Below are 24,804 nucleotides of genomic sequence, written 5' to 3' on the forward strand. Positions count from 1 at the left end.
GCCTGATGCCCTCACCCCGGCCCTCTCCCACAGGGCTGAGGGTTCCCCACAAATTAATGCGAGCACTGAGCAATCCCCTCGCCCCTCCGGGGAGAGGGTTAGGGTGAGGGGAATATACGGCGGTGGTGGTCATTCCGTTCACTTTATGTTCCTTGCTACTCTGTAGCGACATGAGCGGTGAACGTGCCAGGGTGGCTCAGTCGCCACCACCCTGGCGACCCGGGCTCCCGGCGGAAAATCGCCGCTTCGCGGTGCCCTCGGCTTATTCCTTCCGGCTTATCGGGTACGGGCGGAGGCAACGTCCCTGTAAAGCCGCCCTCTCGGCGCATCCCTGCGCCTCGCCCCGGCCGGAAGGCAAACGCCTCAGCGATTTACAGCCGGACCAGGGCATCGCTGACAGCCCTCAGTCATTTAGAAAGCAACTTTATTGCTTCTGCATAAAAAAATTACTGGGGATCCCTCAGCCCACAGAGAGAGGGAGAAAACCCCACCGGGCAAAAAACTACGATGCCGCAATAAACAGATCCCGCAGCTGATGCAGCTGATCGCGGATTTGCGCAGCCTCTTCGAACTCCAGATTCTGCGCGTGCTGCATCATCTGCCCTTCCAGCTCGTGGATCTTTTGCTGCAACGCTTTCGGGGTCAGCGCGACGGTATCCTCTTCCACCACTGAACGGGCCTTGCCGCGCCCTTTCGCTTTGGTCTTCGCAATGTTCTGACCCAGCGCCAGGATATCCACCACCTTCTTGTTCAGCCCCTGCGGCGTGATGCCGTGCTCTTCGTTATAGCGCTGCTGCTTCTCGCGACGACGTTCCGTTTCGCCAATCGCTTTGGCCATCGACGGGGTGATTTTATCCCCGTACAGAATCGCCTTCCCGTTGACGTTACGCGCGGCGCGGCCAATGGTCTGGATCAGCGAGCGCTCGGAACGCAGGAAGCCCTCTTTGTCCGCATCCAGAATCGCCACCAGCGACACTTCCGGCATATCCAGACCTTCTCGCAGAAGGTTGATACCCACCAGCACGTCGAACTCGCCCAGGCGCAGGTCGCGGATGATCTCCATACGCTCCACGGTATCAATATCCGAGTGCAGATACCGCACCTTCTCGCCGTGTTCTTCCAGATACTCCGTCAAATCCTCCGCCATACGTTTGGTGAGCGTGGTCACAAGCACGCGCTCGTTGATGGCAGAGCGGGCACGTATTTCCGAGAGCAGATCGTCCACCTGCGTCGCCACCGGACGCACCTCGATAATCGGATCCAGCAGCCCGGTCGGACGCACAACCTGGTCCACCACGTCATCACCGGATTTCTCCAGCTCGTAGTTGCCCGGCGTCGCCGATACGTAGATGGTCTGCGGAGCAAGCGCCTCAAATTCTTCAAACTTCATCGGACGGTTGTCCAGCGCTGACGGCAGTCGGAATCCGTACTCCACCAGCGTCTCTTTACGCGCGCGGTCACCGCGGTACATCCCGCCGATCTGGGGGATCGTAACGTGGGATTCGTCGATCACCAGCAGGCCGTCCGCCGGAAGGTAGTCAAACAGCGTCGGCGGCGCTTCGCCCGGTCCGCGCCCGGAGAGGTAGCGTGAGTAGTTTTCAATGCCGGAGCAGTAGCCCAGCTCGTTCATCATCTCCAGATCGAACTGGGTACGCTGGCTCAGGCGCTGCTCTTCCAGCAGCTTGTTGTTCGCCAGCAGCACCTTGCGGCGGTCTGCCAGCTCAATTTTAATCTCTTCCATCGCCTGTACGATACGCTCGCGTGGCGTCACGTAGTGCGTTTTTGGGTAGATGGTGAAGCGCTGGATCACCGACTCCACATGACCGGTCAGCGGGTCGAACAGCGACAGGCGTTCAACCTCTTCATCGAACAGCTCTACGCGCAGCGCCATGTCGTCCGATTCCGCCGGGAAGATATCAATCACCTCACCACGTACGCGGAAGGTCCCGCGCTGGAACGCCTGATCGTTACGGGTGTACTGCAGCTCCGCCAGACGGCGCAAAATCGCCCGCTGATCGATGATCATCCCCTGCGTCAGGTGCAGCATCATCTTGAGATAGAGATCCGGATCGCCCAGGCCGTAGATCGCCGACACCGAGGCCACCACCACCACATCACGACGCTCCAGTAGCGCCTTGGTCGCCGACAAACGCATCTGCTCGATATGTTCGTTCACCGAGGCATCTTTCTCGATAAACGTGTCGGAGCTGGGAACGTAGGCTTCCGGCTGGTAGTAGTCGTAGTAGGAGACGAAATACTCCACCGCGTTTTCCGGGAAGAACTCTTTCATCTCACCATACAGCTGCGCCGCCAGCGTTTTGTTCGGCGCGAGAACCATCGTAGGACGCTGAAGATCGGCAATGACGTTGGCAATAGTGAAGGTTTTACCCGAACCGGTTACCCCCAGCAGGGTCTGGTGCGCCAGCCCGTCTTCCAGCCCCTCTTCCAGGCGACGAATGGCCTCGGGCTGATCCCCGGAAGGACGGAAAGCAGAATTCAATTTGAACGGTTTACTCATGGGCGACGACCTGATGACAGAATAAGCGGCAGGTGAGTAATTTTACTCGTTGTGGCCAGGATTGCCAGTAAAAAACACTGGATGGAAAACCAGTATCGTGTCAGGATATTTAGCGTAGCGCAGAGAGGATTAGTGCGTTCGCGAGCTAAATTTCAACTGTGACAATATAAAACACCAGCCTCAGGGGGTTATCCCCAGAACTATTACTTTTTTAACATTTGTCAAGGGCGGTTATGAAAGTTTTATGGCAACAGGTGTCGCTGGCGCTGAGGGAATTGCTTTTATCTAATTCGTTAAAAAATATAGACTATTTCCTAAAGCCGCGTTTCGCATCAATTTGGGCGTAACCCGCGTATTCTCTCGCTTATCGCGTGTTTTCTAACTCTAATGCACAAGGTTATCCACAGGAATAGTGGATAACTGCCTCCAGCCCGTACAGCATGCACTCCAGCAAATTCCCGGTTTTTCCCACGAAGCGGCAGTAAAAAATTTTTATCACTCTTTTTTGCCTGGAAAACGTTCATTTTTTCATAAGTAACCGGCGAGATCTTAATCACAATTCCGTCATTTTCCCTGCACCACGATTCGACACGCACGGCACCGGGAGCGTGCAATTCGAACAAACGTTAAGCTTTTAGCAGTGGGTTATTCCTAAAAATGGCTCTTTTTTAATCATTATTTTGTTTCTGGCAGGCGTTTTGCAGATATCAGCCTGAGCATTACCCCACACATTTTTAAGGAGAGAAAGATGTTGAGTCTGCGTGCTGTAAATCAGTTTTACGGAAGCCAACATACGCTATGGAACGTGAATATCGATTTCCCGCAAGGCATCTGTACGGGCATTGTTGGCCTGCCTGGCATGGGTAAATCCACGCTCATGAACTGCATTACCGGAAAGGTGCCCGTTGAGAGCGGCACCATCATCTGGCATGAGGCTGGCGCGCCGCCGCGTAATTTGCTCAGCCCTGCGTCAGCATTAACGGCGCCGCCAACGATAGGCTACGTCCCGCAGGATCGGCGGATATTTTCCCAACTGACCGTCGATGAAAATCTGCATATCGCTATGCGGGCGACGGGGAAATCCGACCCGACATCAAAAAATGATGTGTACGCCCTGTTTCCGGAGCTCTATCCGCTGCGACAGAGCCGTGCCTCTGCGCTGTCCCCCGACGACCAGTATCAGCTTGCCCTCGCCAGTGCGCTGGTTAATCGCCCGCGCGTGTTGATTCTGGATGAGCCCATGTATGGCGCAGGGCAAGGCTTCGCCCGCAGGCTGGGTCAACTGCTGGTACGGTTGAATCGGGAGCTGGGAATGACGGTGCTGTTAGCGGAGCAACAGCTGTCGTTTATCCGCCGGGTAGCGGATCGTTTCTGCATGCTTTATCGCGGGCGTAACGTGGCGCAGGGCCACGTTAACGAGCTGGATGACGATCTTATTGCGCACTGGATGGCGCGGGACATAAGGCGCTGAGGTCAAGATAGCGTCCGGTTTCCGCCTGCTCTGCGCCGTCGGCAAGCCACGGGATCTCACCGAGAAACGGCGCAGGCAGCACCCGCTTCAGCGTCGCCAGATACTCAGCATGACGTTTACCCGGCGCAACCACGTCATTGGCAATCCACCCTGCCAGACGCAACCCGGCCTGCTGCACGGCCTGAGCGGTCAGCATGGCGTGATTGATACAGCCAAGCTTCACCCCCACCACCAGAATGACCGGAAGCTGCTCGGCCTGCACCCAGTCAGCAAATGTCTGCTCGTCGGACAGCGGGGTAAACCAGCCGCCAGCCCCCTCCACCAGCACCCAGTCGGCCTGCGTTTCCAGGTTGCGTAATCCGGAAGAGAGAACCGAAAAATCAATCGGACGATCTTCATCGGCGCTGACGATGTGCGGCGAGGTGGGTTCAGCAAAGGTATAGGGGTTCACCGCAGAATAGGCCAGCACAAGGCTGCTGTTACGCTGTAGCGCCAGCGCATCAGTATTGCGTAAGCCTTCCGGCGTCATCTCGCTGCCGGAGGCTACGGGCTTATACCCGGCCGTTGTTTTCCCCAGCTGACGCGCCGCCTGCAACAGCGCGGCGCTGGCAACCGTTTTACCGACTTCGGTGTCCGTACCGGTAACAAAATAACGTTCAGTCACGTTCAATAATCCCATGAAAAAGATGATAAGAGAGCGGGAACCGGTCCCGTTCCTGCGGCCAGGCCAGCTCCAGACGCTGGAGCTGGCCGCGGGTAAGGGGTTTCTTCTCCCGACCGGCGTGCAGGTGCGTCGCGCCTATCCCCTTAAGAGAGCGCATGGCGCTTAACGCATCGCTAAATTCGAGGGTGACGGTCTGGACCTCACTGCGATAGCGCCAGCCTGCCAGCGCCTGAGTGACCTGTTCGTGCGAGAGAAACCGGTTGGCGTGCGGCTGCGCATCCACCGCCCTCCACGCCTGATTCAGCTCCGGCAACGAACTTTCCAGCAGGGTGGTAAAGGCCACCGCTCCGCCGGGCCGTGCCACGCGGTAAAGCTCGCGTAGCGCCTGCGACAGGCTGGTGCACCACTGCACCGCCAGATGGCTCCAGACGAGGTCAAACAGCGCATCCTCCAGCGGGATGGCCTCGATATCGGCCACCAGATAACGGTCTGCTGACTGCTGCTGGCGGGCTTCATCCAGCATCTGCGCGGATAAATCCAGCGCCGTGACGTGGCTGCCCGTTGCGCGCCAGTAGCGGCTATTGCCGCCTGGCCCGCAGCCCGCGTCGAGCACCTGCGCAAAACGCCCGTCACCGAGCGCGGCCAGCAGCCCGCGCGCGCTCAGGCGTTGCAGCTCATCGTGCTGTGAATAGCTTTGTGCTGCCCGGCCAAACGCGGCGGCAACGGCCTGTTTATTGACGGGAGACATACAGTGCCTCCAGAAGCGTATCGATATCCTGCGGCTCGTGCGCTGCCGTAAGCGTCAGACGCAAGCGCGCGGTGCCTGGCGGCACGGTGGGTGGGCGGATCGCCGTGACCCACTGCCCGCGTTCTCGTAGCGCCTGTGCCAGCATCAGCGCCCGATGGTTTTCACCCACAATCACGGGCTGAATGGCGCTGTGCGAGTCGGTAAGCCGGTAAGGCAGTTCGCTTACCCCCCGGCGAAAACGCTGAATATGGTCGGCCAGGCGAGCCCGGCGTTCAGCGCCGTCTTCGCTGCGGATCACCGCAAGCGACGCAGAGAGTGCCACGGCCTGCGCCGGGGGCATGCTGGTGCTGTAGATCAGGTGCCGGGCGAACTGCACCAGGTAGTCGGCCACCGGCTCGCTGCACAACACCGCGGCACCGCTGACGCCGAAGCCTTTGCCGAAGGTGACCACCAGCAGTTCCGGCCTGACGCCCTGCTGATAAGCGCTTCCGCGCCCCTCCTCGCCTGTGACGCCAATGCCGTGGGCATCGTCGACCAGCAGCCATGCGTTTTGCTGTTTTGCGGCGTCGTGCAACGCGGCCAGGGGCGCGCTGTCTCCGTCCATGCTAAATACCCCTTCCGTCACCGCCAGCTGAAGCCCTGAACAGGGTTTACCCAGCAGGACGTTCAGCTGAGAGGCATCGTTATGGGCAAAACGCCGCAGCTGTGCCGGGCTGAGACTGGCGGCTTCAAGCAGGGAGGCGTGGCTCAGGCGGTCCGCGATGATGCGGTCGTCTTTGCCCATCAGGGCGGCAATCACCGCCTGATTCGCGGCAAAACCGGAGATAAACAACAGCGCCCGCGGGTAGCCCAGCCAGTCGGCCAGCTCTTCCTCCAGCGCCTGATGCGCCGTGGTGTAGCCGCTGACGTGCCCGGAGCCACCGCTGCCCACGCCGTAACGATCCGCGCCCTGCTGCCAGGCACGAACGATTTGCGGGTGCTGGCTCAGGCCCAGATAATCGTTGCTGGAGAAATTACAGAACCGCTCTCCTTCCCGGGTGAGAAAACGGCCTGCACCGTTTTCCACTACCCTGCGTACCCGAAATGCATCCGCCGCCCGCCGCTCGTCGAGCGCGGTCCTGATACGTGCCTGCCAGGTCATACGGCTGCCGCGTTGTAGAACTGGTCAGTGTCGGCGTTGAAAATCTGCTGCTCCAGCTGCTGCTGTTGCTCGTTATCCCCCGCCTGTACCCCAGTCTGGTGTGGGTTCAGCCCCAGCTTGCGGAACAGCTGAACGTCTTTGTCCTCTTCCGGGTTTGGTGTGGTCAGCAGTTTGCAACCGTAGAAGATGGAGTTGGCCCCGGCCATAAAGCACATCGCCTGGGTCTGCTCGCTCATCTGCTCGCGACCGGCAGAGAGGCGAACGTAAGAGGTTGGCATCATGATGCGCGCCACCGCGATGGTGCGGATGAAATCGAAGGCATCCACGTCCTCATTATCCGCCAGCGGCGTGCCTTTTACCTTCACCAGCATGTTGATGGGCACGCTTTCCGGAGGGGTCGGCAGGTTCGCCAGCTGTAACAGCAGGCCGGCACGATCTTTTACCGTTTCGCCCAGTCCCACGATCCCGCCGGAACAGACCTTGATCCCCGCATCACGCACTTTATCCAGCGTGTCCAGACGCTCCTGATAGGTGCGCGTGGTGATGATGTTGCCGTAGAATTCCGGCGAGGTATCGAGGTTGTGATTGTAGTAATCCAGCCCTGCCGCCGAGAGGCGCTGCGCCTGCTCCTCGTTTAGCGTACCCAGGGTCATGCAGGCTTCAAGCCCCATCTCCTTCACCCCCTTCACCATCTGCTCCAGATAGGGCATGTCGCGGTCATGCGGGTTTTTCCACGCCGCGCCCATGCAGAAGCGGGTTGAGCCAGCGTTTTTGGCCTTGCGCGCTGAGTCGAGCACCTGCTCGACTTCCATCAGGCGCTCGGATTCGAGACCGGTTTTATAGCGCGCGCTTTGCGGGCAATATTTGCAGTCTTCCGGGCAAGCCCCGGTTTTAATCGACAGCAGCGTGCTGACCTGAACATGACGCGGATCGAAGTGCTGGCGGTGCACCTGTTGCGCTTCAAACATCAGCTCCAGGAAAGGTTTGTTGAATAATTCAGTGACTTGCGACATCGTCCAGCGTGCGTGGTGAGCCATCGGGCTTCTCCAAAGGGTTTTGTTAATTGTCGGTTCGGTTTATACTTGTAAACCTAAAACTTTTCAAAATGGTTTACAAGTCGATTATGACCCAGGACGATCTCGCCTTCGACAAGCAGCATATCTGGCACCCTTACACCTCCACGACCCGCCCCCTTCCCGTCTATCCGGTAGCCTCGGCCCACGGCTGCGAGCTGCATCTCGCCAGCGGCGAGCGGCTTGTTGACGGGATGTCCTCCTGGTGGGCGGCGATCCATGGCTACAACCACCCGCGTCTGAACGCGGCGATGAAAGCGCAGATTGACCAGATGTCACACGTGATGTTTGGCGGGATCACGCATCAGCCCGCGGTGGATTTATGCCGTCGCCTGGTAGCGATGACGCCTGAATCGCTGGAGTGTGTTTTCCTGGCTGATTCCGGCTCGGTGGCCGTGGAAGTGGCGATGAAAATGGCGTTGCAGTACTGGCATGCGAAGGGCGAAACGCGCCAGCGGTTCCTCACCTTCCGCAACGGCTATCACGGCGACACCTTCGGGGCGATGTCGGTGTGCGATCCGGACAACTCCATGCACAGCCTGTGGAAAGGCTACCTGCCGGAAAACCTGTTTGCGCCAGCCCCGCAGAGCCGCTTCGACGGCGAATGGGACGAGATGGACATGGTGGGCTTCGCGCGGTTGATGGCAGCCCATCGCCACGAGATTGCCGCCGTTATTCTCGAACCGATTGTGCAGGGCGCGGGCGGAATGCGGATGTATCACCCCGAGTGGCTGAAGCGCATTCGGAAGATGTGCGACCGCGAAGGAATTTTGCTGATTGCCGATGAGATCGCCACCGGCTTTGGCCGTACCGGGAAGCTGTTTGCCTGCGAGCATGCGGGGATCGCGCCGGATATTCTGTGCCTGGGGAAAGCGCTCACCGGCGGCACCATGACGCTCTCCGCCACGCTCACCACCCGCCAGGTTGCCGACACCATCAGCGACGGCGACGCGGGCTGCTTTATGCACGGCCCGACGTTTATGGGCAACCCGCTGGCCTGCGCCGTGGCAAGCGAAAGCCTCGCCATTCTGGAGAGCGGCGAGTGGCAGACGCAGGTGGCGGCGATTGAGGCACAGCTGAAGCAGCAGCTAAGCGCAGCGGTGGAGGCGGAATACGTCGCGGACGTCCGCGTGCTGGGCGCCATCGGGGTGATCGAGACAACGCATCCGGTGAACATGGCCGCGTTGCAGCGCTTCTTCGTTGACCAGGGCGTTTGGGTGCGACCTTTCGGTAAGCTGATTTACCTCATGCCGCCGTACAGCATTTCTCCGGATCAGCTCCACAAGCTGACCGGGGCAGTGGTTAAAGCCGTTAACATATCAGCGCATTTCACGATTTACCCCCATGCGTTACACTTTCTGAATGAGTGAGTAACGAGGGAAATAGGATGAAAATCATCAGTAAAGATTTGCGCGACGGCGAAAAGCTGCCGGAACGTCACGTGTTTAACGGGATGGGTTATCAGGGAGATAATATCTCTCCCCATCTGGCGTGGGACGATGTACCAGCGGGAACTAAAAGTTTTGTCGTAACCTGCTATGATCCGGATGCGCCAACCGGCTCGGGCTGGTGGCACTGGATCGTGGCAAACCTGCCCGCCGACACCCGCGTGCTGCCGCAGGGTTCCGGTTCCGATCTGGTTGCCCTGCCCGACGGTGCGATTCAGACCCGCACGGACTTTGGCAAAGCGGGCTACGGCGGCGCGGCGCCGCCAAAAGGGGAAACGCACCGCTATATCTTCACGGTGCACGCGCTGGATGTGGACAAGATTGAGGTTGACGAAGGGGCGAGCGGGGCAATGGTAGGCTTTAACGTCCATTTCCATTCGCTGGGCAGCGCGTCGATTACGGCGATGTATTCATAAAAAAAGCCGGGTGGCGGCTACGCCTTACCCGGACTACATTTCGTATTCGTAGGCCCGGTAAGCGCAGCGCCACCGGGCAAAAAAATCACAGCACGGAAGGTAGCAGTCCTGCAAGGGTTTCTTCTTCCAGAAGCTGTATCGCCTTATCAATATCCGGCGCAAAGAAGCGGTCCTCATCGTAGTGCGTAACGTGCTCGCGCAGCGTATGACGCGCCTGCTCCAGCAGCGGGCTGGATTTTAGCCCTTCGCGTAAATCAATACCCTGACACGCCGCCAGCCATTCCACCGCCAGCACGCCGCGGGTGTTGGAGGCCATCTCCCACAGTCGACGCCCGGCAGCCGGGGCCATCGAAACGTGATCTTCCTGATTTGCTGACGTTGGCAGGCTGTCCACGCTGTGCGGATGCGACAGGGCTTTGTTTTCGCTTGCCAGTGCTGCGGCGGTGACCTGGGCGATCATAAAGCCCGAATTCACGCCGCCGTTGCGCACCAGGAACGGCGGCAGCTGGGACATGTGTTTATCCATCATTAGTGCGATTCGACGCTCGGACAATGCTCCGATTTCGGCCATCGCCAGCGCGATATTATCTGCGGCCATCGCCACCGGCTCGGCGTGGAAGTTGCCGCCGGAGACCACCTCGTTTTCCTGAGCAAACACCAGTGGGTTGTCGGACACCGCATTGGCCTCCACCAGCAGCACTTCTGCCGCCTGGCGAAGCTGTGTCAGGCATGCGCCCATCACCTGCGGCTGGCAGCGCAGAGAATACGGATCCTGCACCTTCTCGCAGTTGTGATGCGAATCGGCAATGTCGCTGGTATCGGTAAGTACGTGGCGGTACATGGCTGCGGCATCAATCTGACCACGCTGGCCGCGCACCTCGTGGATGCGGGCATCGAACGGACGACGCGAGCCGAGCACCGCTTCAGTGGTCAGCGCACCACACACCACCGCGGAGGCGAACAGATCTTCCGCTTCAAACAGGCCGCGCAGCGCAAAGGCCGTCGACGCCTGCGTGCCGTTGAGCAGCGCCAGCCCTTCTTTTGCCGCGAGGGTGATCGGCGCTAAGCCGGCTTTTTTCAGCGCCTCTTTCGCAGGCAGCCACTCCCCTTGCCAGCGCGCCTTGCCTTCACCCAGCAGGAGCAGCGACATATGCGCCAGCGGTGCCAGATCGCCGGAAGCTCCGACGGAGCCCTTCGCCGGGATCCACGGATAAACTTCAGCATTCACCAGCACCATCAGCGCCTGGATCACGCTCAGACGAATGCCGGAAAACCCACGCGCCAGGCTGTTGATTTTCAACACCATCATCAGGCGGACGATCTCATCGTCCAGCGGCTGGCCAACGCCCGCCGCGTGCGAGAGCACAAGCGAACGCTGTAAATTCTCCAGATCGTGCGTGGCAATGCGGGTCTGCGCCAGCAGGCCAAACCCGGTATTGATGCCGTAGGCGGTGCGCCCCTCCGCTACAATCGCCTCCACGCAGGCCACGCTGTCATTAATGGCACGGTGGGCGCTTTCATCAAGGGCGAGTGTCACCGGCTGACGCCAGACGTGACGCAGCTGTTTGAGCGACAAAGAGCCGGGAGTAAGTGTTAACGCGTTCATGCAGGCTTTCCTTGTGTGGCGGGGATCATCGGCAGGTTCAAGCCCTGCTCTTTGGCACAATCAATGGCAATCTCGTAACCCGCATCCGCGTGGCGCATCACGCCGGTTGCCGGGTCGTTATGCAGCACGCGAGCAATACGTGCCGCCGCTTCGTCGGTACCGTCACAGACGATGACCATCCCGGAGTGCTGGGAGAAGCCCATCCCGACGCCGCCGCCGTGGTGCAGCGACACCCAGGTTGCGCCGCTGGCGGTGTTCAGCATGGCATTCAGCAGCGGCCAGTCGGAGACCGCATCCGAGCCGTCGCGCATGGCTTCGGTTTCACGGTTCGGACTGGCGACAGAGCCGGAGTCCAGGTGGTCGCGGCCAATGACGATCGGCGCGGAGACTTCGCCGCTGCGCACCATTTCGTTAAAGGCGAGGCCGAGTTTTTGCCGCCACTCCAGCCCGACCCAGCAGATACGCGCCGGTAAGCCCTGAAAATTAATGCGCTCGCGCGCCATATCCAGCCAGCGGTGCAGATGTTCATCGTCGGCGACAATCTCTTTTACTCTGGCGTCGGTTTTGTAGATATCCTCCGGGTCGCCGGAGAGGGCAACCCAGCGGAACGGCCCGATGCCGCGGCAGAACAGCGGACGAATATAGGCGGGCACGAAGCCGGGGAAATCAAAGGCGTTATTAACCCCCATCTCTTTCGCCATCTGGCGGATGTTATTCCCGTAATCAAAGGTCGGAATACCCATCTTACTGAAGGCCAGCATCGCGGAGACGTGTTCCGCCATGGCGCGTTTAGCCGCCAGTACCGTGCCCTCAGGATTGGTTTCCGCTTTTTGCTGGTAATCTTCCCACGTCCAGCCTTTTGGCAGGTAACCATGAAGCGGATCGTGAGCGCTGGTCTGGTCGGTGACCAGATCCGGACGCACGCCGCGCGCCACCAGTTCCGGCAGAATATCCGCCGCGTTGCCGCACAGGGCAACCGACACGGCTTTGCCTTCAGCGGTGTACTTTTTGATGCGCGCCAGCGCGTCATCGAGGTTGTCGGCCTGTTCATCAACATAGCGGGTACGCAGACGGAAATCGATGCGGCTCTGCTGGCACTCAATGTTCAGGGAGCACGCGCCCGCCAGCGTCGCGGCCAGCGGCTGCGCGCCGCCCATGCCGCCCAGTCCGGCGGTGAGCACCCAGCGGCCTTTCAGTGAGCCGTTATAGTGCTGTCGGCCCGCTTCCACGAAGGTTTCATAGGTGCCCTGCACAATCCCCTGGCTGCCGATGTAGATCCAGCTGCCGGCGGTCATCTGGCCGTACATGGCCAGCCCTTTTGCGTCCAGCTCGTTGAAATGTTCCCACGTCGCCCAGTGCGGCACCAGGTTGGAGTTGGCAATCAGCACACGTGGCGCATTTTTATGGGTTTTGAATACGCCAACCGGTTTGCCGGATTGCACCAGCAGCGTTTCGTCGTTTTCGAGATTCGTCAAAGACTCGACAATCGCGTCATAGCACGCCCAGTTGCGCGCGGCGCGGCCAATGCCGCCGTAGACCACCAGCTCATGGGGATTCTCTGCTACCTCAGGATCAAGGTTGTTCATCAACATGCGCAGCGGTGCTTCGGTGAGCCAGCTTTTTGCGGTGAGCGTGGTGCCGCGCGCGGCGCGGACATCCTGCTTGCGGTATTTATCTGACGACATTGTGTGTTCCTCATAAGGGACAGGTGATGCATTTAGATATACTTGTATAGACAAGCACGCACAAGGTCGGATTTAACAAAAAAGATACAATTTTGCTATATTGCGTTAGCGATCACGCTTATAAAACTTATGACATAAAGTGGCCCTGCAACCGGTAGCGATTCCCCGGGAACAGCAGCTTCGCATGCGACACGATCTGCGAGAATGACCAGGTACGACGGCGGATCAGCAGGCAGGGATCGTGCTCTTTAATACGTAACAACTCGCACTCCTGAGGCGTGGCGCGCACGGCCTCCACGATATGCTCCCCTTCCGTCAGCGGGGCGACGAGCGAGAGATACGCATGCGGTGTGGTTTGGGTGTAATCCTGGTTCAGGTAGTCCGGGATCCGCTCCGCGTTGACGCAGCGATCTTCAATCTGGACCGGAATATCGTTCTCATAATGCACCATCACCGAATGGAAGATCCGGGTGCCCTCGTTAACGTTCAGCTCGATGGCCTGTTCGGCGCTGGCCTGCGTCTCTTCAAGCACCAGCACTTCGCAGTGGTGCTGATGGTTGCGGGCGGCAATTTCATCGGCAATGCTGCGGATTTCAAACAGCGCCGACTGTCCTTTTGGCTCGGCGACAAAGGTTCCGACACCCTGCAAACGCACCAGCAACCCTTCATCGGTCAGTTCCCGCAGCGCCCGGTTAATGGTCATTCGACTAAAGCCAAACTGCGCGACCAGTTCAGCTTCGGAGGGAATACGGTCGTGCGGACGCCAGACGCCGGCAGCAATTTTTTCGCTGATCGCCTTTTTCACCTTCTCATAAAAAGGTGCGGGTGGGCTGGAGGGTTGCTGCGGTGAGCGTGAAAACATGCTGACTCCTGTAATGTGGTTATGCCCACCAGTGAGCAATTTGCCAGGCCAGTCGGGCGGCAAGCTTCGCCCCCTGACCGTCCCGGTCGTAGTGCGGATTATATTCCACCAGATCCGCCGCCTGTAGTTTACCGCTTCGGCAGATACGCTCAATCACCGGGAACAGATCCAGCGCCGGGATCCCCAACGCCGCAGGGGCGGATACGGCGGGCATTTCTGCGGCGGGCAGCACATCAAGGTCAACGGTGAGATAAACCCGGTCTGCCTGCGCAAGCACGCTTTCCAGCGCGGATAGCGCATCCCGGCGAAAATCGAGATCTTCAACCAGCATCACGTTCAACCGTTCAGCTTCCTCCCACAGCGCCTGGGTATTCGCCGCACGGCTTACCCCCAGGCAGGCGTAGTGAAACGACCGCGACTGCGACGCGCAGTAGAGCGCCAGCTGGCGGAACGGCGTGCCGGACGTAGCCCGTTCAGCCTTACGTAAATCGAGGTGCGCATCCAGGTTGATCACCGCAATGCGATCGTTCGGAAAGGCGTCCAGCACGCCGCGCCCGTGCGCCCAGGCGGTTTCATGTCCACCGCCAAAAACCAGAGTACGCATCCCGGATTGCTGGCACGCGGTTATGGCCTCGCTCAGCGCCTGCTGTGCCGCCTCCAGCGCATTGCCTTCAACAAAAATGGAGCCCATATCCACGAGGCGCGCATGCCCCTGATGGCTCGCCATATTCGCCAGCGCGCCGCGCAGCACATCGGGAGCCTGTGCAGCACCGGGCCTGCCCTGGTTACGCTTAACCCCTTCATCACATTCAAAGCCCAGCAGGGCGATGCCTGACGGCACGGGTGCAAAGTGTACGCGCTGCTGTATGGTCTGGAAAAGACGTTTCGCGGTGCTGGATTCGGCGCTGTCGTCACGACCCTGCCAGACCTGCGGGGAAGCGGGATGCCACAATTTCATGCTACCTGCCCCCGAAACACGCGTTGATATAAAGGATTCCGCCCCGGCTCGTAAACCATCTCAACCGGATGATTCGCCTCCCAGACGACGAAATCAGCCACATAACCGGGCTTTAACTGCCCGTGCGTCGCGCCACGACCTAGCGCCTGCGCCGCATGCCGCGTCACGCCAGCCCAGGCCTCTTCCGGCGTGAGGCCAAACTGGACGCAGGCCATGTTCATTGCCAGATGCAGGCTGGCAAACGGGCTGGTGCCCGGGTTGTAGTCGGTAGCCACCGCCATCGGCACGCCCTGCTCTCTGAGCTGCGCCACCGGTGGACGCTGGCGCTCCTGAAGAAAATAGAACGCGCCGGGGAGCAATACCGCCACCGTGCCGCTTTGCGCCATCGCCTGAATACCTGCATCATCGAGATACTCAATATGATCGGCCGACAGCCCCTTATACTGGCTGACCAGCGCCGCGCCGCCCAGATTCGACAGCTGCTCTACATGCCCTTTAACCGGTATCCCGAGCGCGGCGGCGGCCCGGAACAGGCGCTCGGTTTGCACCGGGGTAAAGCCGACGTTTTCACAAAACACGTCCACCGCTTCAAATAACTCTTTTTGCCACAGCGTGGGCATGATCTGCTCACAGACCAGCGTGAGATAGGCATCCGGATCCTGTCGGTACTCGGCAGGAACGGCGTGCGCGGCCAGCAGCGTCGGGCTGATATCGACCAGATTGTTCAGGCTGAGCTGGCGGGCAACCAGCAGCATTTTCTCTTCGGCCTGGGCATTCAGTCCGTATCCCGATTTGATTTCAATGGTCGTTACGCCTTCATTCATCAGCCGCTGGAGCCGCTGCTGTGCCACCGTCAGGAGCATTTCCGGCGAACTGTTGCGGGTCGCCGTGACCGTGGCGTTAATACCGCCGCCCTGCGCGCTGATGGTCTGATACGACACGCCGTTAAGCCGTTGTTCCCATTCCGCTGCGCGATCGCCGCCGAACACCAGATGGGTGTGGCAATCGATCAGGCCGGGAGTAACCAGACGCCCGTCGAGATCGACACACTGACGATGCCCGGAGGGGATCTCGGCTTCAGGAATAACGGCCGCAATCGTCTGGCCGCGCACGACGAGGGCATGTTGTTCTTTCAGGCCGTAGGGTTCCGGCTCACCTGTCGCCAGGGTCGCCAGTCGCGCATTTCGCCATATCACATCATCGGGATGAAGCTGCTGCATGTGCCTTCCGCTTGTCATGGGTTGTATAGACATTTATTTTCATCTGTCACCTGCTGTCAACCGCCTTGCAGGAAAATGTTATTTATTTGTGATGACTTTCCCGTCGCCTGCGGGCAAAAATGCAACTTTTCCCGTTTTTATCTTCCCGTTTCGCTCAACTTAGTATAAAAAAGCAGGCTATTTCGTCTATTCAGATAAGACTTGCATACCCAGGAGCATTACCTTGAATATTTCCAGGATTTCCCGTCTGGCGTTGGCACTCGCCTTTGGCGTGACTTTATCCGCTTGCAGTTCAACACCACCGGATCAGCAACCATCTGAGCAGGTTGCTCCGGGCACCGCTTCCCGTCCGATCCTGTCAGCGGCTGAAGCGAAGAACTTCACCCGTGCGCACTATTTCTCGGCGATGGATCCCAATGCAGCCCCATGGACGCCTTCTTCTATTAACCTGCCGAAACAGCCAGACTTCGTTGTCGGCCCGGCCGGAGCAGAGGGCGTTACGCACACCTCAATTCAGGCAGCTGTTGATGCCGCAATCACCAAACACAGCGCATCTCGTCAGTACATTGCCATCCTGCCGGGTGAATACGAAGGAACCGTTTATGTTCCGGCTGCACCGGGAAGCATTACGCTTTACGGACTTGGCGAAAAAGCGGTCGACGTGAAAATTGGCCTGGCGATTGATTCAGAGATCGACAGCACCACCTGGCGCCATCTGGTGAACCCGGCCGGTAAATACATGCCAGGTAAACCGGCGTGGTATATGTTTGATAACTGCCAGCGCAAACGTGCCGCCACCATTGGCGTGATGTGCTCGGCGGTATTCTGGTCACAGAACAATGGCCTGCAATTGCAGAACCTGACCATTCAGAACACCCTGGGCGACAGCGTTGACGCAGGTAATCACCAGGCCGTGGCGCTGCGTAGCGATGGCGACAAGGTACAGATTAACAACGTCAATATCCTGGGCCGCCAGAATACCTTCTTCGTGACCAACAGCGGCGTGCAGAATACCCTTCAGAACAACCGTCTGACGCGTACTCTGGTCACCAACAGCTACATTGAAGGCGACGTGGATATGGTCTCCGGTCGCGGCGCGGTGGTGTTTGATAACACCGACTTCCGCGTGGTGAATTCACGTACGCAGCAGGAAGGTTACGTCTTTGCCCCGGCCACGCAGTCCAATCTGTTCTATGGCTTCCTGGCCGTGAATAGCCGCTTTACTGCTGCTGGCGATGGCGTGGCGCAGCTTGGCCGCTCTCTGGACGTGGACTCCGCCACTAACGGCCAGGTCGTGATCCGCGACAGCGTGATTAACGAAGGCTTTAACATGGCGAAACCGTGGGCGGATGCGGCGATCTCGAAACGTCCTTTCTCCGGCAACACCGGCACGGTGGATGATAAAGACAACGTGCAGCGTAACCTGAACGACGCTAACTTCAACCGCATGTGGGAATACAACAACCGCGGTCTGGGTAGCAAAGTGGTTACTGAACCGAAGCAGTAAAATGCCTGCTGCCGGGTGGCGGCTACGCCTTACCCGGCCTACCTCATGCATTAACCACGCATAAAAAAACCTCGCATGTGCGAGGTTTTTTTTCGTCTACGGATCAGTGAGCGTTAATTACAACCCACATCGGCCCTTGTCCGACCGCATAGCGTCCTTTCTCTTCCAGTAGACCCTGCACGCCTTTGATTTCATAGAGCGCGATGTGGTGGGATTTCTGCCCCGCCGCAATCAGGTATTTGCCGCTGTGATCGACATTAAAGCCGCGCGGCTGGGTTTCTGTCGGCTGGAAGCCCTCAACTGCCAGAACGCTGCCGTCTTCTGAGACGCTGAAGACGGTGATCAAACTGGAGGTACGGTCACAGGCATACAGGTGGCGGCCATCCGGCGTGATGTGAATGTCTGCCGCCCAGCGTGTGTCGGAGAAATCAGCTGGCATCATGTCCAGCGTCTGTACGCACTCGATCTGCCCGTTAGGATCGTTCAGCTCCCAGACATCTACCGAGCTGTTCAGCTCGTTAACGACATAGGCATACTGCTGATTCGGGTGGAAGACCATATGGCGCGGGCCTGCGCCTTCCACGGTGGTGACTTCCGCCGGGCTCTGCGCGACCAGATGACCGTCATCGCTCAGGGTAAACAGGCAGATGCGATCCTGCTTCAGCGCTGGCACCCACAGCGTGCGGTTATCCGGCGAAATGTTGGCGGAGTGGCAACCCTCAAGCCCTTCTACCACGTCGACGGTTTCAACGGGAATACCGTCTTCCAGGCGGGTGACGCTCACGCAGCCTGCATTGTAGGAGCCGCTGAAGATAAAGTTGCCTTTATGGTCGGTAGAAATATGGGTCGGGCTGCCCGGCAGCGGCGCTTCTGCGGTATAGGTCAGCGCGCCGTCATCCGGGGAGATGCGGTATGCGAGTACGCGGAATTCCGGGCGTACCCCGACATAAAGAAAACGTTTATCCGGGCTGACGACCATCGGCTGCACCTGGCCTGGCACATCAACAACCTGAACCAGCGTAAGCGAACCTTCTGTATTCAAACGCCAGACATGGATCTGCTGACTTTCAGGACTGGCGGTATAAACGGTTTGTTTCATGAATACTCCTGATTATTTTTAACGGTGAATGCTGAATTGTAGTCCGGGATTTTGCAGGGTTCCGCTCTCGGTGTACCATCCCGACAGACCTTAAATTCAACATTAACCCGGAAGAAAAAATGACCTCGCGAGTGATTGCCCTGGATTTAGACGGAACACTGCTTACCCCTCAGAAAACCCTGCTCCCCTCTTCTCTTGAGGCCCTCAAACGAGCCCGGGAAGCGGGGTATCAACTTCTCATCGTAACGGGTCGACATCACGTAGCCATTCATCCTTTTTATCAGGCACTGGGCTTAGATACACCTGCAATTTGTTGTAATGGCACTTATTTGTATGATTATCAGGCAAAAAAGGTTTTAACCTCTGATCCGCTTCCCGTTCCGCAGGCGCTGCAATTGATTGATTTACTGGATGAGCACGCGATTCACGGCCTGATGTATGTGGATAACGCCATGCTGTATGAACGCCCTACCGGCCATGTGATCCGCACCAGCAACTGGGCCCTGTCTCTGCCGGAAGCGCAGCGTCCGGTGTTCACTCAGGTTTCCTCCCTGCGCCAGGCGGCGGAAGACGTCCAGGCAATCTGGAAATTTGCCCTGACCGATGAAGACACTGCCAAACTGAACACCTTCGCAAAACATGTCGAGCATACGCTGGGTCTGGAATGTGAATGGTCCTGGCACGATCAGGTGGATATCGCCCGTAAAGGCAACAGCAAAGGAAAGCGTTTGACCCAGTTCGTTGAGTCACAGGGCTGGTCAATGCAGGACGTGATTGCCTTCGGCGATAACTATAACGACATCAGCATGCTGGAAGCGGCCGGAACGGGCGTGGCGATGGGCAACGCCGATGATGCGGTGAAAGCGCGTGCTAACGTGGTGATTGGCGATAACACCACCGACAGCATCGCGCAGTATATTTATACCCACCTGCTGTAATCAGGCGGTGATAGAGACGCTCTTGATTTGCGCGTAAAGCCACAGGCCAGGCTTGATGCCTAACTCATCCCTGGCCCACGGGCTGATGCGCGCCCACAGCGTTCTGTTGCCCACTTCCAGTTGCACTTCTACCTGGCCGTTATCATCAAAACACTGCGCCACTTTTGCGCGCAAAATATTGCGGATACTGGTTTGCAGCGGCGGTTGCAGCACCAGGGAGACATCCGACGCCTGAATGCGGATCCGTAACGTGGACTGAATCGGCGTATCGATTTTATTCACCCACAAATGCTGGTCACCCAGCGCCAGCGCGGTCATCGCATAATGTGGATGGTGCTCCAGCACGCTCACCTTCAGAATGCTGCTCTGCTGCTCCTTTGGCAGCCACGGATGCATAACGCTGCTGCCCCATACCTCTTCCAGATTGCCGAATGCCTTCACCCTGCCCGCCTCCAGCACCAGCACTTTGTCGGCCAGATGTAAGATCTCATCCAGCGAATGGCTGACGTACAGCATGGGCACGTTGATTTCCCGCGCCAGACGTTGCAGATACGGCAGCAACTCGCGCTTGCGCGGAATATCCAGCGAGGCCAGCGGCTCATCCAGCAGCAACAATTCCGGCGCGGTTAACAGGGCGCGGCCAATCGCCACGCGCTGTTTTTCACCACCCGACAGCGAAGACGGGAGACGATCGAGCAGCGGTTCGATGCCCAGCAGCGCCACCAGCTTATCGAACTGTCCGGCCATGCTTTTTGCCATGCCATAGCGCAGATTTCCGCGCACGCTGTAGTGCGGAAACAGGCGCGCATCCTGAAACACATAGCCGATGCGGCGCTTGTCCGGTGACAGGCAGACCTTCTTCTCCGCGTCGTTTAAGACGCGGTTATTTAACACAATTCTGCCAGACTGGGGACGCGTCAGGCCGCTAATCGCATTAATCAGCGACGTTTTCCCTGCCCCGGAAACGCCAAAAATGGCGGTGATACCGCTGGCAGGCAGCGTTTCGTTAAGCGTCAGAGTGTGGCTGCCCAGGGTTTGCGTAAAGTTGAGTTCCAGCATCACGGTTTCCCCATCCGTTCACGGCTGAGGCGCGCCAGCCATTCAGACACCAGCAGCGAGACCAGGGCGAGTACAATCGAAATAATACACAGCCGGGCCGCCGCACCTTCGCCACCCGGGGTTTGAATCAGGGTATACATGGCCGACGGGATGGTCCGCGTCTCGCCGGGAATGTTGGACACAAAGGTGATGGTCGCGCCGAACTCACCCAGTGAGCGGGCGAAGGCTAACACCGTACCGACGATAATGCCCGGTAAGGTGAGCGGAAGCGTAATGGTCAGGAATACCCGCCAGCGGCCTGCACCCAGCGTGCGGGCGGCCTGCTCTAGCCGGATATCCACCCCTTCCAGCGCCAGGCGGATAGCGCGCACCATTAGCGGGAAGGACATTACTGCCGCGGCCAGAACCGCGCCGCGCCAGCTGAAAGCAAAGGTCAGGCCGAACCAATCGTACAGCCATTCGCCGATAAAACCGCGTCGCCCCATAGAGATCAGCAGCAGATAGCCGACCACCACAGGCGGTAACACGAGCGGAAGATGGAGAACACTGTCGAGCAGGGCTTTGCCTGGAAACTTCACGCGAACCAGTAACCAGGCAAAGAACACCCCAAAGGGCAAACTCAGTGCAACCGCCAGGGAAGAGACTTTCAGGCTCAGCAGCACGGCCTGCCATTCAGGTTCGGTCAATATCATTCGTGAGTCGTAAATCCGTAACGTTTAAAGATAGCGGACGCTTCAGGCCCCTTCAGGTAGTCAACGAAGGCCGTCACGGTCGCATTTTTATGTCCATCAACTATCGCAACAGGATATTCTACTTTCTTATGCGAGTCTTCCGGGAAGGTACCGACCACCTTCACACCTTTACTGGCGACGGCATCGGAGCCGTAAACGATCCCGAGTGGCGCTTCGTTACGCTCCACCAGCGCCAGCGCGCCGCGCACATCTTCTGCGGGAGCCAGCTTCGGCGATAAGGTCTCCCATGCGCCCAGTTTTTGCAGCGCTTCTTTCGCATAAATCCCGGCAGGAACATGCTCCGGATCGCCTACCGCCAGACGGCCACCGTTGAGCAGACGGGTCCAGTCCGTCTGTTTGTTGATGGCGATGTCGCCCTGCTTGCTGTTTGCGGGCGCGACCACCACCAGGCTATTTCCCAGCAGGGTTTCGCGGCTAGCCGTATCAACAGATTTTTTCTCCACCGCGTAGTCCATCCATTTCTGATCGGCAGAGATGAACAGATCAGCCGGAGCCCCCGCTTCGATCTGGCGGGCCAGCGTGGACGAGGAGGCAAACGACGAAACGACCTCGACGTTTTTCTCTTTTTTGTATACCGCAGCAATATCCTGCATCGCGTTAGTCAGCGACGCCGCCGCAAAGACCGTGATTTTTCCTTCATCCGCCAGCGCGTGGCCGGTGAGTGAGAGAGTCAGCGTTGCCCCTGCGAAAAGGCGTACCCATGAACGTGCCATTTGAAGCTCCTGTGCGTATCGTTATATACAAACAAATATAACGACATATCGCAGGCGTTCCTAGCGCTAAATCGTACCCATTAATGCGTAAACTCAAGGAACGTTGTAAAAGATATCGGCGGGAGAGGAATAAACTTGAGAGCAAAACGCCCGGGCTGGCCGGGCGTTTTGGAGGAAATCATTGCTGCTTTTTAGGCTGGTCACGACGATGACCAATGTTCGAAAAGACGTTGAACACTTCACCCAGGCCGTAGATGGCACCGAGGATGATAGCCATCACTACTGGCACCATGATTACCGCGAATACCAGACTTTTCAACAACTCTAACATGGTTTTCTCCAGATCTTGTGAACGGCTTATTCTACCCTGAAAAGTAAGAAAAACATCCCCTTTTGTGCGGTGCGCTTTCCGCACCCGGACATTTGGGTCACAATAACCTTTTTGCCGGGACATTGTTATGCAGGCCGAAATTCTCCTCACCCTACGACTTCAGCAGAAGCTTTTCGCCGATCCGCGACGCATCGCCCTGTTAAAACAAATAGAACAAACTGGCTCGATTAGCCAGGGAGCCAAAAACGCCGGCATCAGCTATAAAAGCGCCTGGGATGCGATTAACGACATGAACACCCTGAGCGAACAAACGCTGGTAGAGCGCGCCACCGGCGGAAAAGGCGGCGGCGGCGCCGTGTTGACGCGTTACGGGCAACGCCTGATCCAGCTCTATGACTTACTGGCGCAGATCCAGCAAAAAGCATTTGATGTGCTGAGCGATGACGACAACCTGCCGCTGGACAGCCTGCTGGGCGCCATCTCCCGTTTCTCTTTGCAGACCAGCGCCCGCAACCAATGGTTTGGTACGGTGACGGGGCGCGATCATTCGCAGGTGCAGGAGCATATTGAGATCCTGCTCGCGGACGGCACAACGCGCCTGAAAGCCGCCATCACCGCGCAAAGCGGTCAACGCCTTGGGCTGAACGAAGGTCAGGAGGTGCTGGTATTACTCAAAGCGCCCTGGATCAGCATCACGCTTAACCCTGAGCAGGCCGCCGAGGCCGACAACCAGCTACGCGGGCGTATCAGCCACATCGAGCGCGGCGCAGAACAGTGTGAAGTGCTGATGACCCTGCCGGATGGACAGTCGCTCTGCGCCACCGTTCCGGTGAACGACGCGACCGAATTAGATGAAGGTGCTGTGGTGACCGCATATTTCAATGCAGACCGGGTAATTATCGCCACATTGTGCTAAGCGCATTGACAACCCCACCAACACTGAGTATCCCTGACATCTGTTGCTGCAAAAAATGGGATAACACATGTCATCATTGCATATTTCGCAAGGCACGTTTCGTCTTAGCGATACCCGTACCTTATCGCTGCCAGAGTTAACCCTTCGCGCCGGAGAAAGCTGGGCGTTTGTGGGCACGAATGGCAGCGGAAAATCCGCGCTGGCCCGCGCCCTGGCTGGCGAATTAACCCAGCTGAAGGGTGAGCGTCAGTGCACCTTTACCCGGCTTACGCGCCTTTCCTTTGAACAGCTGCAAAAGCTGGTCAGCGATGAGTGGCAGCGTAACAATACCGATTTGCTCAGCCCCGGCGAAGAAGATACCGGCCGCACGACGGCGGACATTATCCAGGATGAGATAAAAGATCCTGCCCGCTGTCAGCAGCTGGCGGAGCAATTTGGCATTACCGCCCTGCTTAACCGCCGCTTTAAATATCTCTCTACCGGCGAGACGCGCAAAACGCTGCTGTGTCAGGCGCTGATGAGCGAGCCGGAACTCCTGATTCTGGATGAACCGTTTGACGGACTGGATGTGCAGTCCCGCGCGCAGCTGGCAGCGTTGCTGGCGTCGCTTAACCAGCAGGGATACACCCTTGTGCTGGTCCTTAACCGCTTTGATGAGATCCCGGATTTCGTACATTACGCGGGCGTGCTGGCGGACTGTAGCCTGACCGAAACCGGCGAGAAAGCCGTACTGCTCCGGCAGGCGCTAATTGCACAGCTGGCCCACAGCGAGAAACTGGACGGTATTGCGCTGCCGGAGCCGGATGCCCCTTCGGCACGCCACGGGCTGGATCCTGACCAGCCGCGCATTGTGCTGCGCGATGGGGTGGTTGCTTACGACGATCGCCCTATTCTTAATCATCTCAGCTGGACGGTTAATCCTGGTGAGCACTGGCAGATCGTCGGCCCCAACGGGGCGGGTAAATCCACGCTGCTAAGCCTGATCACTGGCGATCACCCGCAGGGTTACAGCAACGATTTGACCCTCTTCGGCCGCCGCCGCGGCAGCGGGGAAACCATCTGGGATATCAAAAAGCATATCGGTTATGTTAGCAGCAGCCTGCATCTGGACTACCGGGTGAGCACTACGGTGCGAAACGTGATCCTCTCTGGCTTCTTCGATTCCATTGGTATTTATCAGGCGGTATCCGACAAGCAGCACAAGCTGGCGCAGCAGTGGCTGGATATTCTGGGTATGGACAACCGGGTAGCCGATGCGCCATTCCACAGCCTGTCGTGGGGGCAGCAGCGGCTGGCATTGATCGTCCGCGCGCTGGTTAAGCATCCTACGCTGTTGATTCTTGATGAACCGTTGCAGGGGCTGGATCCCCTCAACCGTCAGCTGATCCGCCGCTTTGTGGATGTCCTGATTAGCGAAGGTGAAACCCAGCTGCTGTTTGTCTCCCACCATGCTGAGGATGCCCCGTCCTGCATCACCCATCGGCTGGAATTTGTGCCTGACGGCGAGCATTACCGCTACCTGCTGAGCAAAATCGATTAACGCGTGGAGGGCGCTGCCCTCCGCTTTTCAGACAACCTGCAACAATACATCTCTATCTCTTTGATCTACAATGCACTCAGTCTGTGAAAAAGCGCCTGTGAAAACCAGTGTAAACGATACCACTATTTTATCCCATGTC

22 protein-coding genes are annotated in these 24,804 nt (G+C 58.2%); 7 read left to right on the forward strand and 15 right to left on the reverse strand.

The window, feature by feature from the left end:
• Nucleotides 1-502: 502 nt before the first annotated feature.
• Nucleotides 503-2,518 (reverse strand): excinuclease ABC subunit UvrB, encoded by a 2,016-nt coding sequence (uvrB, locus tag SK51_RS19820; protein ID WP_003858519.1) that lies wholly within the window; start codon nucleotides 2,516-2,518, stop codon nucleotides 503-505.
• Nucleotides 2,519-3,266: 748 nt separating this feature from the next.
• Between uvrB and SK51_RS19825 the strand changes: the two genes are divergently transcribed.
• Nucleotides 3,267-3,989, forward strand: a complete 723-nt coding sequence (locus tag SK51_RS19825) for an ABC transporter ATP-binding protein (RefSeq protein ID WP_023305730.1) — start codon at nucleotides 3,267-3,269, stop codon at nucleotides 3,987-3,989.
• Here the strand turns inward: SK51_RS19825 and bioD are convergent.
• From bioD to bioB, 4 genes are read right to left on the reverse strand one after another with little or no spacing between them, the layout of a single operon-like run.
• Nucleotides 3,952-4,653 carry a dethiobiotin synthase gene (gene bioD / locus SK51_RS19830; RefSeq protein WP_074132799.1) on the reverse strand — a complete coding sequence of 234 codons (702 nt, stop codon included), beginning with the start codon at nucleotides 4,651-4,653 and terminating at the stop codon, nucleotides 3,952-3,954. The genes SK51_RS19825 and bioD overlap by 38 nt on opposite strands.
• Nucleotides 4,646-5,401, reverse strand: coding sequence for a malonyl-ACP O-methyltransferase BioC (bioC, locus tag SK51_RS19835; RefSeq protein ID WP_023305728.1), 756 nt, complete (start codon nucleotides 5,399-5,401; stop codon nucleotides 4,646-4,648). Before bioC ends, bioD begins: the two co-directional genes overlap by 8 nt.
• A complete protein-coding gene (gene bioF, locus SK51_RS19840; RefSeq protein WP_023305727.1) occupies nucleotides 5,385-6,542 on the reverse strand; it encodes an 8-amino-7-oxononanoate synthase in 1,158 nt (385 codons plus the stop codon). Before bioF ends, bioC begins: the two co-directional genes overlap by 17 nt.
• The gene (gene bioB, locus SK51_RS19845; RefSeq protein WP_017384942.1) at nucleotides 6,539-7,579 is read right to left on the reverse strand and encodes a biotin synthase BioB; all 1,041 of its coding nucleotides are present in this window, start codon (nucleotides 7,577-7,579) and stop codon (nucleotides 6,539-6,541) included. Before bioB ends, bioF begins: the two co-directional genes overlap by 4 nt.
• A gap of 86 nt (nucleotides 7,580-7,665) precedes the next feature.
• On the opposite strand from bioB, the gene bioA reads away from it, so the two are divergent.
• Nucleotides 7,666-8,985 (forward strand): adenosylmethionine--8-amino-7-oxononanoate transaminase, encoded by a 1,320-nt coding sequence (bioA, locus tag SK51_RS19850; RefSeq protein WP_032670994.1) that lies wholly within the window; start codon nucleotides 7,666-7,668, stop codon nucleotides 8,983-8,985.
• A 17-nt stretch (nucleotides 8,986-9,002) separates the two neighbouring features.
• The gene (locus SK51_RS19855; protein WP_003858531.1) at nucleotides 9,003-9,479 is read left to right on the forward strand and encodes a kinase inhibitor; all 477 of its coding nucleotides are present in this window, start codon (nucleotides 9,003-9,005) and stop codon (nucleotides 9,477-9,479) included.
• Between the two features lie 85 nt (nucleotides 9,480-9,564).
• Here the strand turns inward: SK51_RS19855 and hutH are convergent, their stop codons facing one another.
• The 5 genes from hutH to hutI form a co-directional block, all read right to left on the reverse strand.
• Entirely contained in the window at nucleotides 9,565-11,085 is a 1,521-nt protein-coding gene (hutH, locus tag SK51_RS19860; RefSeq protein ID WP_023305725.1) for a histidine ammonia-lyase, read from the reverse strand.
• Nucleotides 11,082-12,770, reverse strand: coding sequence for a urocanate hydratase (gene hutU / locus SK51_RS19865; RefSeq protein ID WP_023305724.1), 1,689 nt, complete (start codon nucleotides 12,768-12,770; stop codon nucleotides 11,082-11,084). The genes hutH and hutU overlap by 4 nt, the downstream gene beginning before the upstream one ends.
• A 127-nt stretch (nucleotides 12,771-12,897) precedes the next feature.
• Nucleotides 12,898-13,632: a histidine utilization repressor gene (locus tag SK51_RS19870; protein ID WP_023305723.1), complete on the reverse strand. Its 735-nt coding sequence runs from the start codon at nucleotides 13,630-13,632 to the stop codon at nucleotides 12,898-12,900.
• A gap of 19 nt (nucleotides 13,633-13,651) precedes the next feature.
• Nucleotides 13,652-14,590, reverse strand: a complete 939-nt coding sequence (gene hutG, locus SK51_RS19875; protein ID WP_023305722.1) for a formimidoylglutamase — start codon at nucleotides 14,588-14,590, stop codon at nucleotides 13,652-13,654.
• Nucleotides 14,587-15,810, reverse strand: a complete 1,224-nt coding sequence (gene hutI, locus SK51_RS19880; RefSeq protein WP_023305721.1) for an imidazolonepropionase — start codon at nucleotides 15,808-15,810, stop codon at nucleotides 14,587-14,589. Before hutI ends, hutG begins: the two co-directional genes overlap by 4 nt.
• Nucleotides 15,811-16,033: 223 nt before the next feature.
• On the opposite strand from hutI, the gene SK51_RS19885 reads away from it, so the two are divergent.
• Nucleotides 16,034-17,317 (forward strand): putative acyl-CoA thioester hydrolase, encoded by a 1,284-nt coding sequence (locus SK51_RS19885; RefSeq protein ID WP_023305720.1) that lies wholly within the window; start codon nucleotides 16,034-16,036, stop codon nucleotides 17,315-17,317.
• 103 nt (nucleotides 17,318-17,420) lie between these two features.
• On the opposite strand, the gene pgl is transcribed toward SK51_RS19885, so the two are convergent.
• Nucleotides 17,421-18,416: a 6-phosphogluconolactonase gene (gene pgl / locus SK51_RS19890; RefSeq protein ID WP_023305719.1), complete on the reverse strand. Its 996-nt coding sequence runs from the start codon at nucleotides 18,414-18,416 to the stop codon at nucleotides 17,421-17,423.
• 119 nt (nucleotides 18,417-18,535) lie between these two features.
• Here pgl and SK51_RS19895 point away from each other — a divergent pair, with 119 nt between their 5' ends.
• Nucleotides 18,536-19,354 carry a pyridoxal phosphatase gene (locus SK51_RS19895; RefSeq protein WP_022647486.1) on the forward strand — a complete coding sequence of 273 codons (819 nt, stop codon included), beginning with the start codon at nucleotides 18,536-18,538 and terminating at the stop codon, nucleotides 19,352-19,354.
• On the opposite strand, the gene modC is transcribed toward SK51_RS19895, so the two are convergent.
• The 4 genes from modC to SK51_RS19915 all read right to left on the reverse strand — a co-directional run bounded on the left by modC (nucleotide 19,355) and on the right by SK51_RS19915 (nucleotide 22,209).
• A complete protein-coding gene (gene modC / locus SK51_RS19900; RefSeq protein ID WP_017384950.1) occupies nucleotides 19,355-20,413 on the reverse strand; it encodes a molybdenum ABC transporter ATP-binding protein ModC in 1,059 nt (352 codons plus the stop codon).
• Nucleotides 20,413-21,105 carry a molybdate ABC transporter permease subunit gene (modB, locus tag SK51_RS19905; RefSeq protein WP_006809548.1) on the reverse strand — a complete coding sequence of 231 codons (693 nt, stop codon included), beginning with the start codon at nucleotides 21,103-21,105 and terminating at the stop codon, nucleotides 20,413-20,415. The genes modC and modB overlap by 1 nt, the downstream gene beginning before the upstream one ends.
• Nucleotides 21,102-21,878: a molybdate ABC transporter substrate-binding protein gene (modA, locus tag SK51_RS19910; RefSeq protein WP_023299624.1), complete on the reverse strand. Its 777-nt coding sequence runs from the start codon at nucleotides 21,876-21,878 to the stop codon at nucleotides 21,102-21,104. The genes modB and modA overlap by 4 nt, the downstream gene beginning before the upstream one ends.
• A 178-nt stretch (nucleotides 21,879-22,056) precedes the next feature.
• A complete protein-coding gene (locus tag SK51_RS19915) occupies nucleotides 22,057-22,209 on the reverse strand; it encodes an AcrZ family multidrug efflux pump-associated protein (RefSeq protein WP_003858549.1) in 153 nt (50 codons plus the stop codon).
• A 127-nt stretch (nucleotides 22,210-22,336) separates the two neighbouring features.
• On the opposite strand from SK51_RS19915, the gene modE reads away from it, so the two are divergent.
• Nucleotides 22,337-23,125, forward strand: coding sequence for a molybdenum-dependent transcriptional regulator (gene modE, locus SK51_RS19920; protein WP_022647484.1), 789 nt, complete (start codon nucleotides 22,337-22,339; stop codon nucleotides 23,123-23,125).
• A gap of 67 nt (nucleotides 23,126-23,192) precedes the next feature.
• On the forward strand, nucleotides 23,193-24,665 hold the full coding sequence (modF, locus tag SK51_RS19925; protein ID WP_022647483.1) for a molybdate ABC transporter ATP-binding protein ModF: 1,473 nt from the start codon (nucleotides 23,193-23,195) through the stop codon (nucleotides 24,663-24,665).
• The last annotated feature ends 139 nt before the right edge of the window (nucleotides 24,666-24,804 follow it).

This window comes from Enterobacter sp. MGH85 (genome assembly GCF_001037655.1).
Lineage (GTDB): Bacteria > Pseudomonadota > Gammaproteobacteria > Enterobacterales > Enterobacteriaceae > Enterobacter > Enterobacter intestinihominis.

Bases quoted from the DNA above. Each gene is read 5' to 3' on its own strand.
- modC (WP_017384950.1), bottom strand. From the start codon at position 20,413: ATGCTGGAACTCAACTTTACGCAAACCCTGGGCAGCCACACTCTGACG.
- SK51_RS19915 (WP_003858549.1), bottom strand. From the start codon at position 22,209: ATGTTAGAGTTGTTGAAAAGTCTGGTATTCGCGGTAATCATGGTGCCA.
- SK51_RS19895 (WP_022647486.1), top strand. From the start codon at position 18,536: ATGACCTCGCGAGTGATTGCCCTGGATTTAGACGGAACACTGCTTACC.
- SK51_RS19825 (WP_023305730.1), top strand. From the start codon at position 3,267: ATGTTGAGTCTGCGTGCTGTAAATCAGTTTTACGGAAGCCAACATACG.
- modB (WP_006809548.1), bottom strand. From the start codon at position 21,105: ATGATATTGACCGAACCTGAATGGCAGGCCGTGCTGCTGAGCCTGAAA.
- hutH (WP_023305725.1), bottom strand. From the start codon at position 11,085: ATGAACGCGTTAACACTTACTCCCGGCTCTTTGTCGCTCAAACAGCTG.
- bioB (WP_017384942.1), bottom strand. From the start codon at position 7,579: ATGGCTCACCACGCACGCTGGACGATGTCGCAAGTCACTGAATTATTC.
- bioC (WP_023305728.1), bottom strand. From the start codon at position 5,401: ATGTCTCCCGTCAATAAACAGGCCGTTGCCGCCGCGTTTGGCCGGGCA.
- modA (WP_023299624.1), bottom strand. From the start codon at position 21,878: ATGGCACGTTCATGGGTACGCCTTTTCGCAGGGGCAACGCTGACTCTC.
- bioA (WP_032670994.1), top strand. From the start codon at position 7,666: ATGACCCAGGACGATCTCGCCTTCGACAAGCAGCATATCTGGCACCCT.
- SK51_RS19870 (WP_023305723.1), bottom strand. From the start codon at position 13,632: ATGTTTTCACGCTCACCGCAGCAACCCTCCAGCCCACCCGCACCTTTT.
- pgl (WP_023305719.1), bottom strand. From the start codon at position 18,416: ATGAAACAAACCGTTTATACCGCCAGTCCTGAAAGTCAGCAGATCCAT.
- bioF (WP_023305727.1), bottom strand. From the start codon at position 6,542: ATGACCTGGCAGGCACGTATCAGGACCGCGCTCGACGAGCGGCGGGCG.
- uvrB (WP_003858519.1), bottom strand. From the start codon at position 2,518: ATGAGTAAACCGTTCAAATTGAATTCTGCTTTCCGTCCTTCCGGGGAT.
- hutU (WP_023305724.1), bottom strand. From the start codon at position 12,770: ATGTCGTCAGATAAATACCGCAAGCAGGATGTCCGCGCCGCGCGCGGC.
- hutG (WP_023305722.1), bottom strand. From the start codon at position 14,590: ATGAAATTGTGGCATCCCGCTTCCCCGCAGGTCTGGCAGGGTCGTGAC.
- modE (WP_022647484.1), top strand. From the start codon at position 22,337: ATGCAGGCCGAAATTCTCCTCACCCTACGACTTCAGCAGAAGCTTTTC.
- modF (WP_022647483.1), top strand. From the start codon at position 23,193: ATGTCATCATTGCATATTTCGCAAGGCACGTTTCGTCTTAGCGATACC.
- hutI (WP_023305721.1), bottom strand. From the start codon at position 15,810: ATGCAGCAGCTTCATCCCGATGATGTGATATGGCGAAATGCGCGACTG.
- SK51_RS19855 (WP_003858531.1), top strand. From the start codon at position 9,003: ATGAAAATCATCAGTAAAGATTTGCGCGACGGCGAAAAGCTGCCGGAA.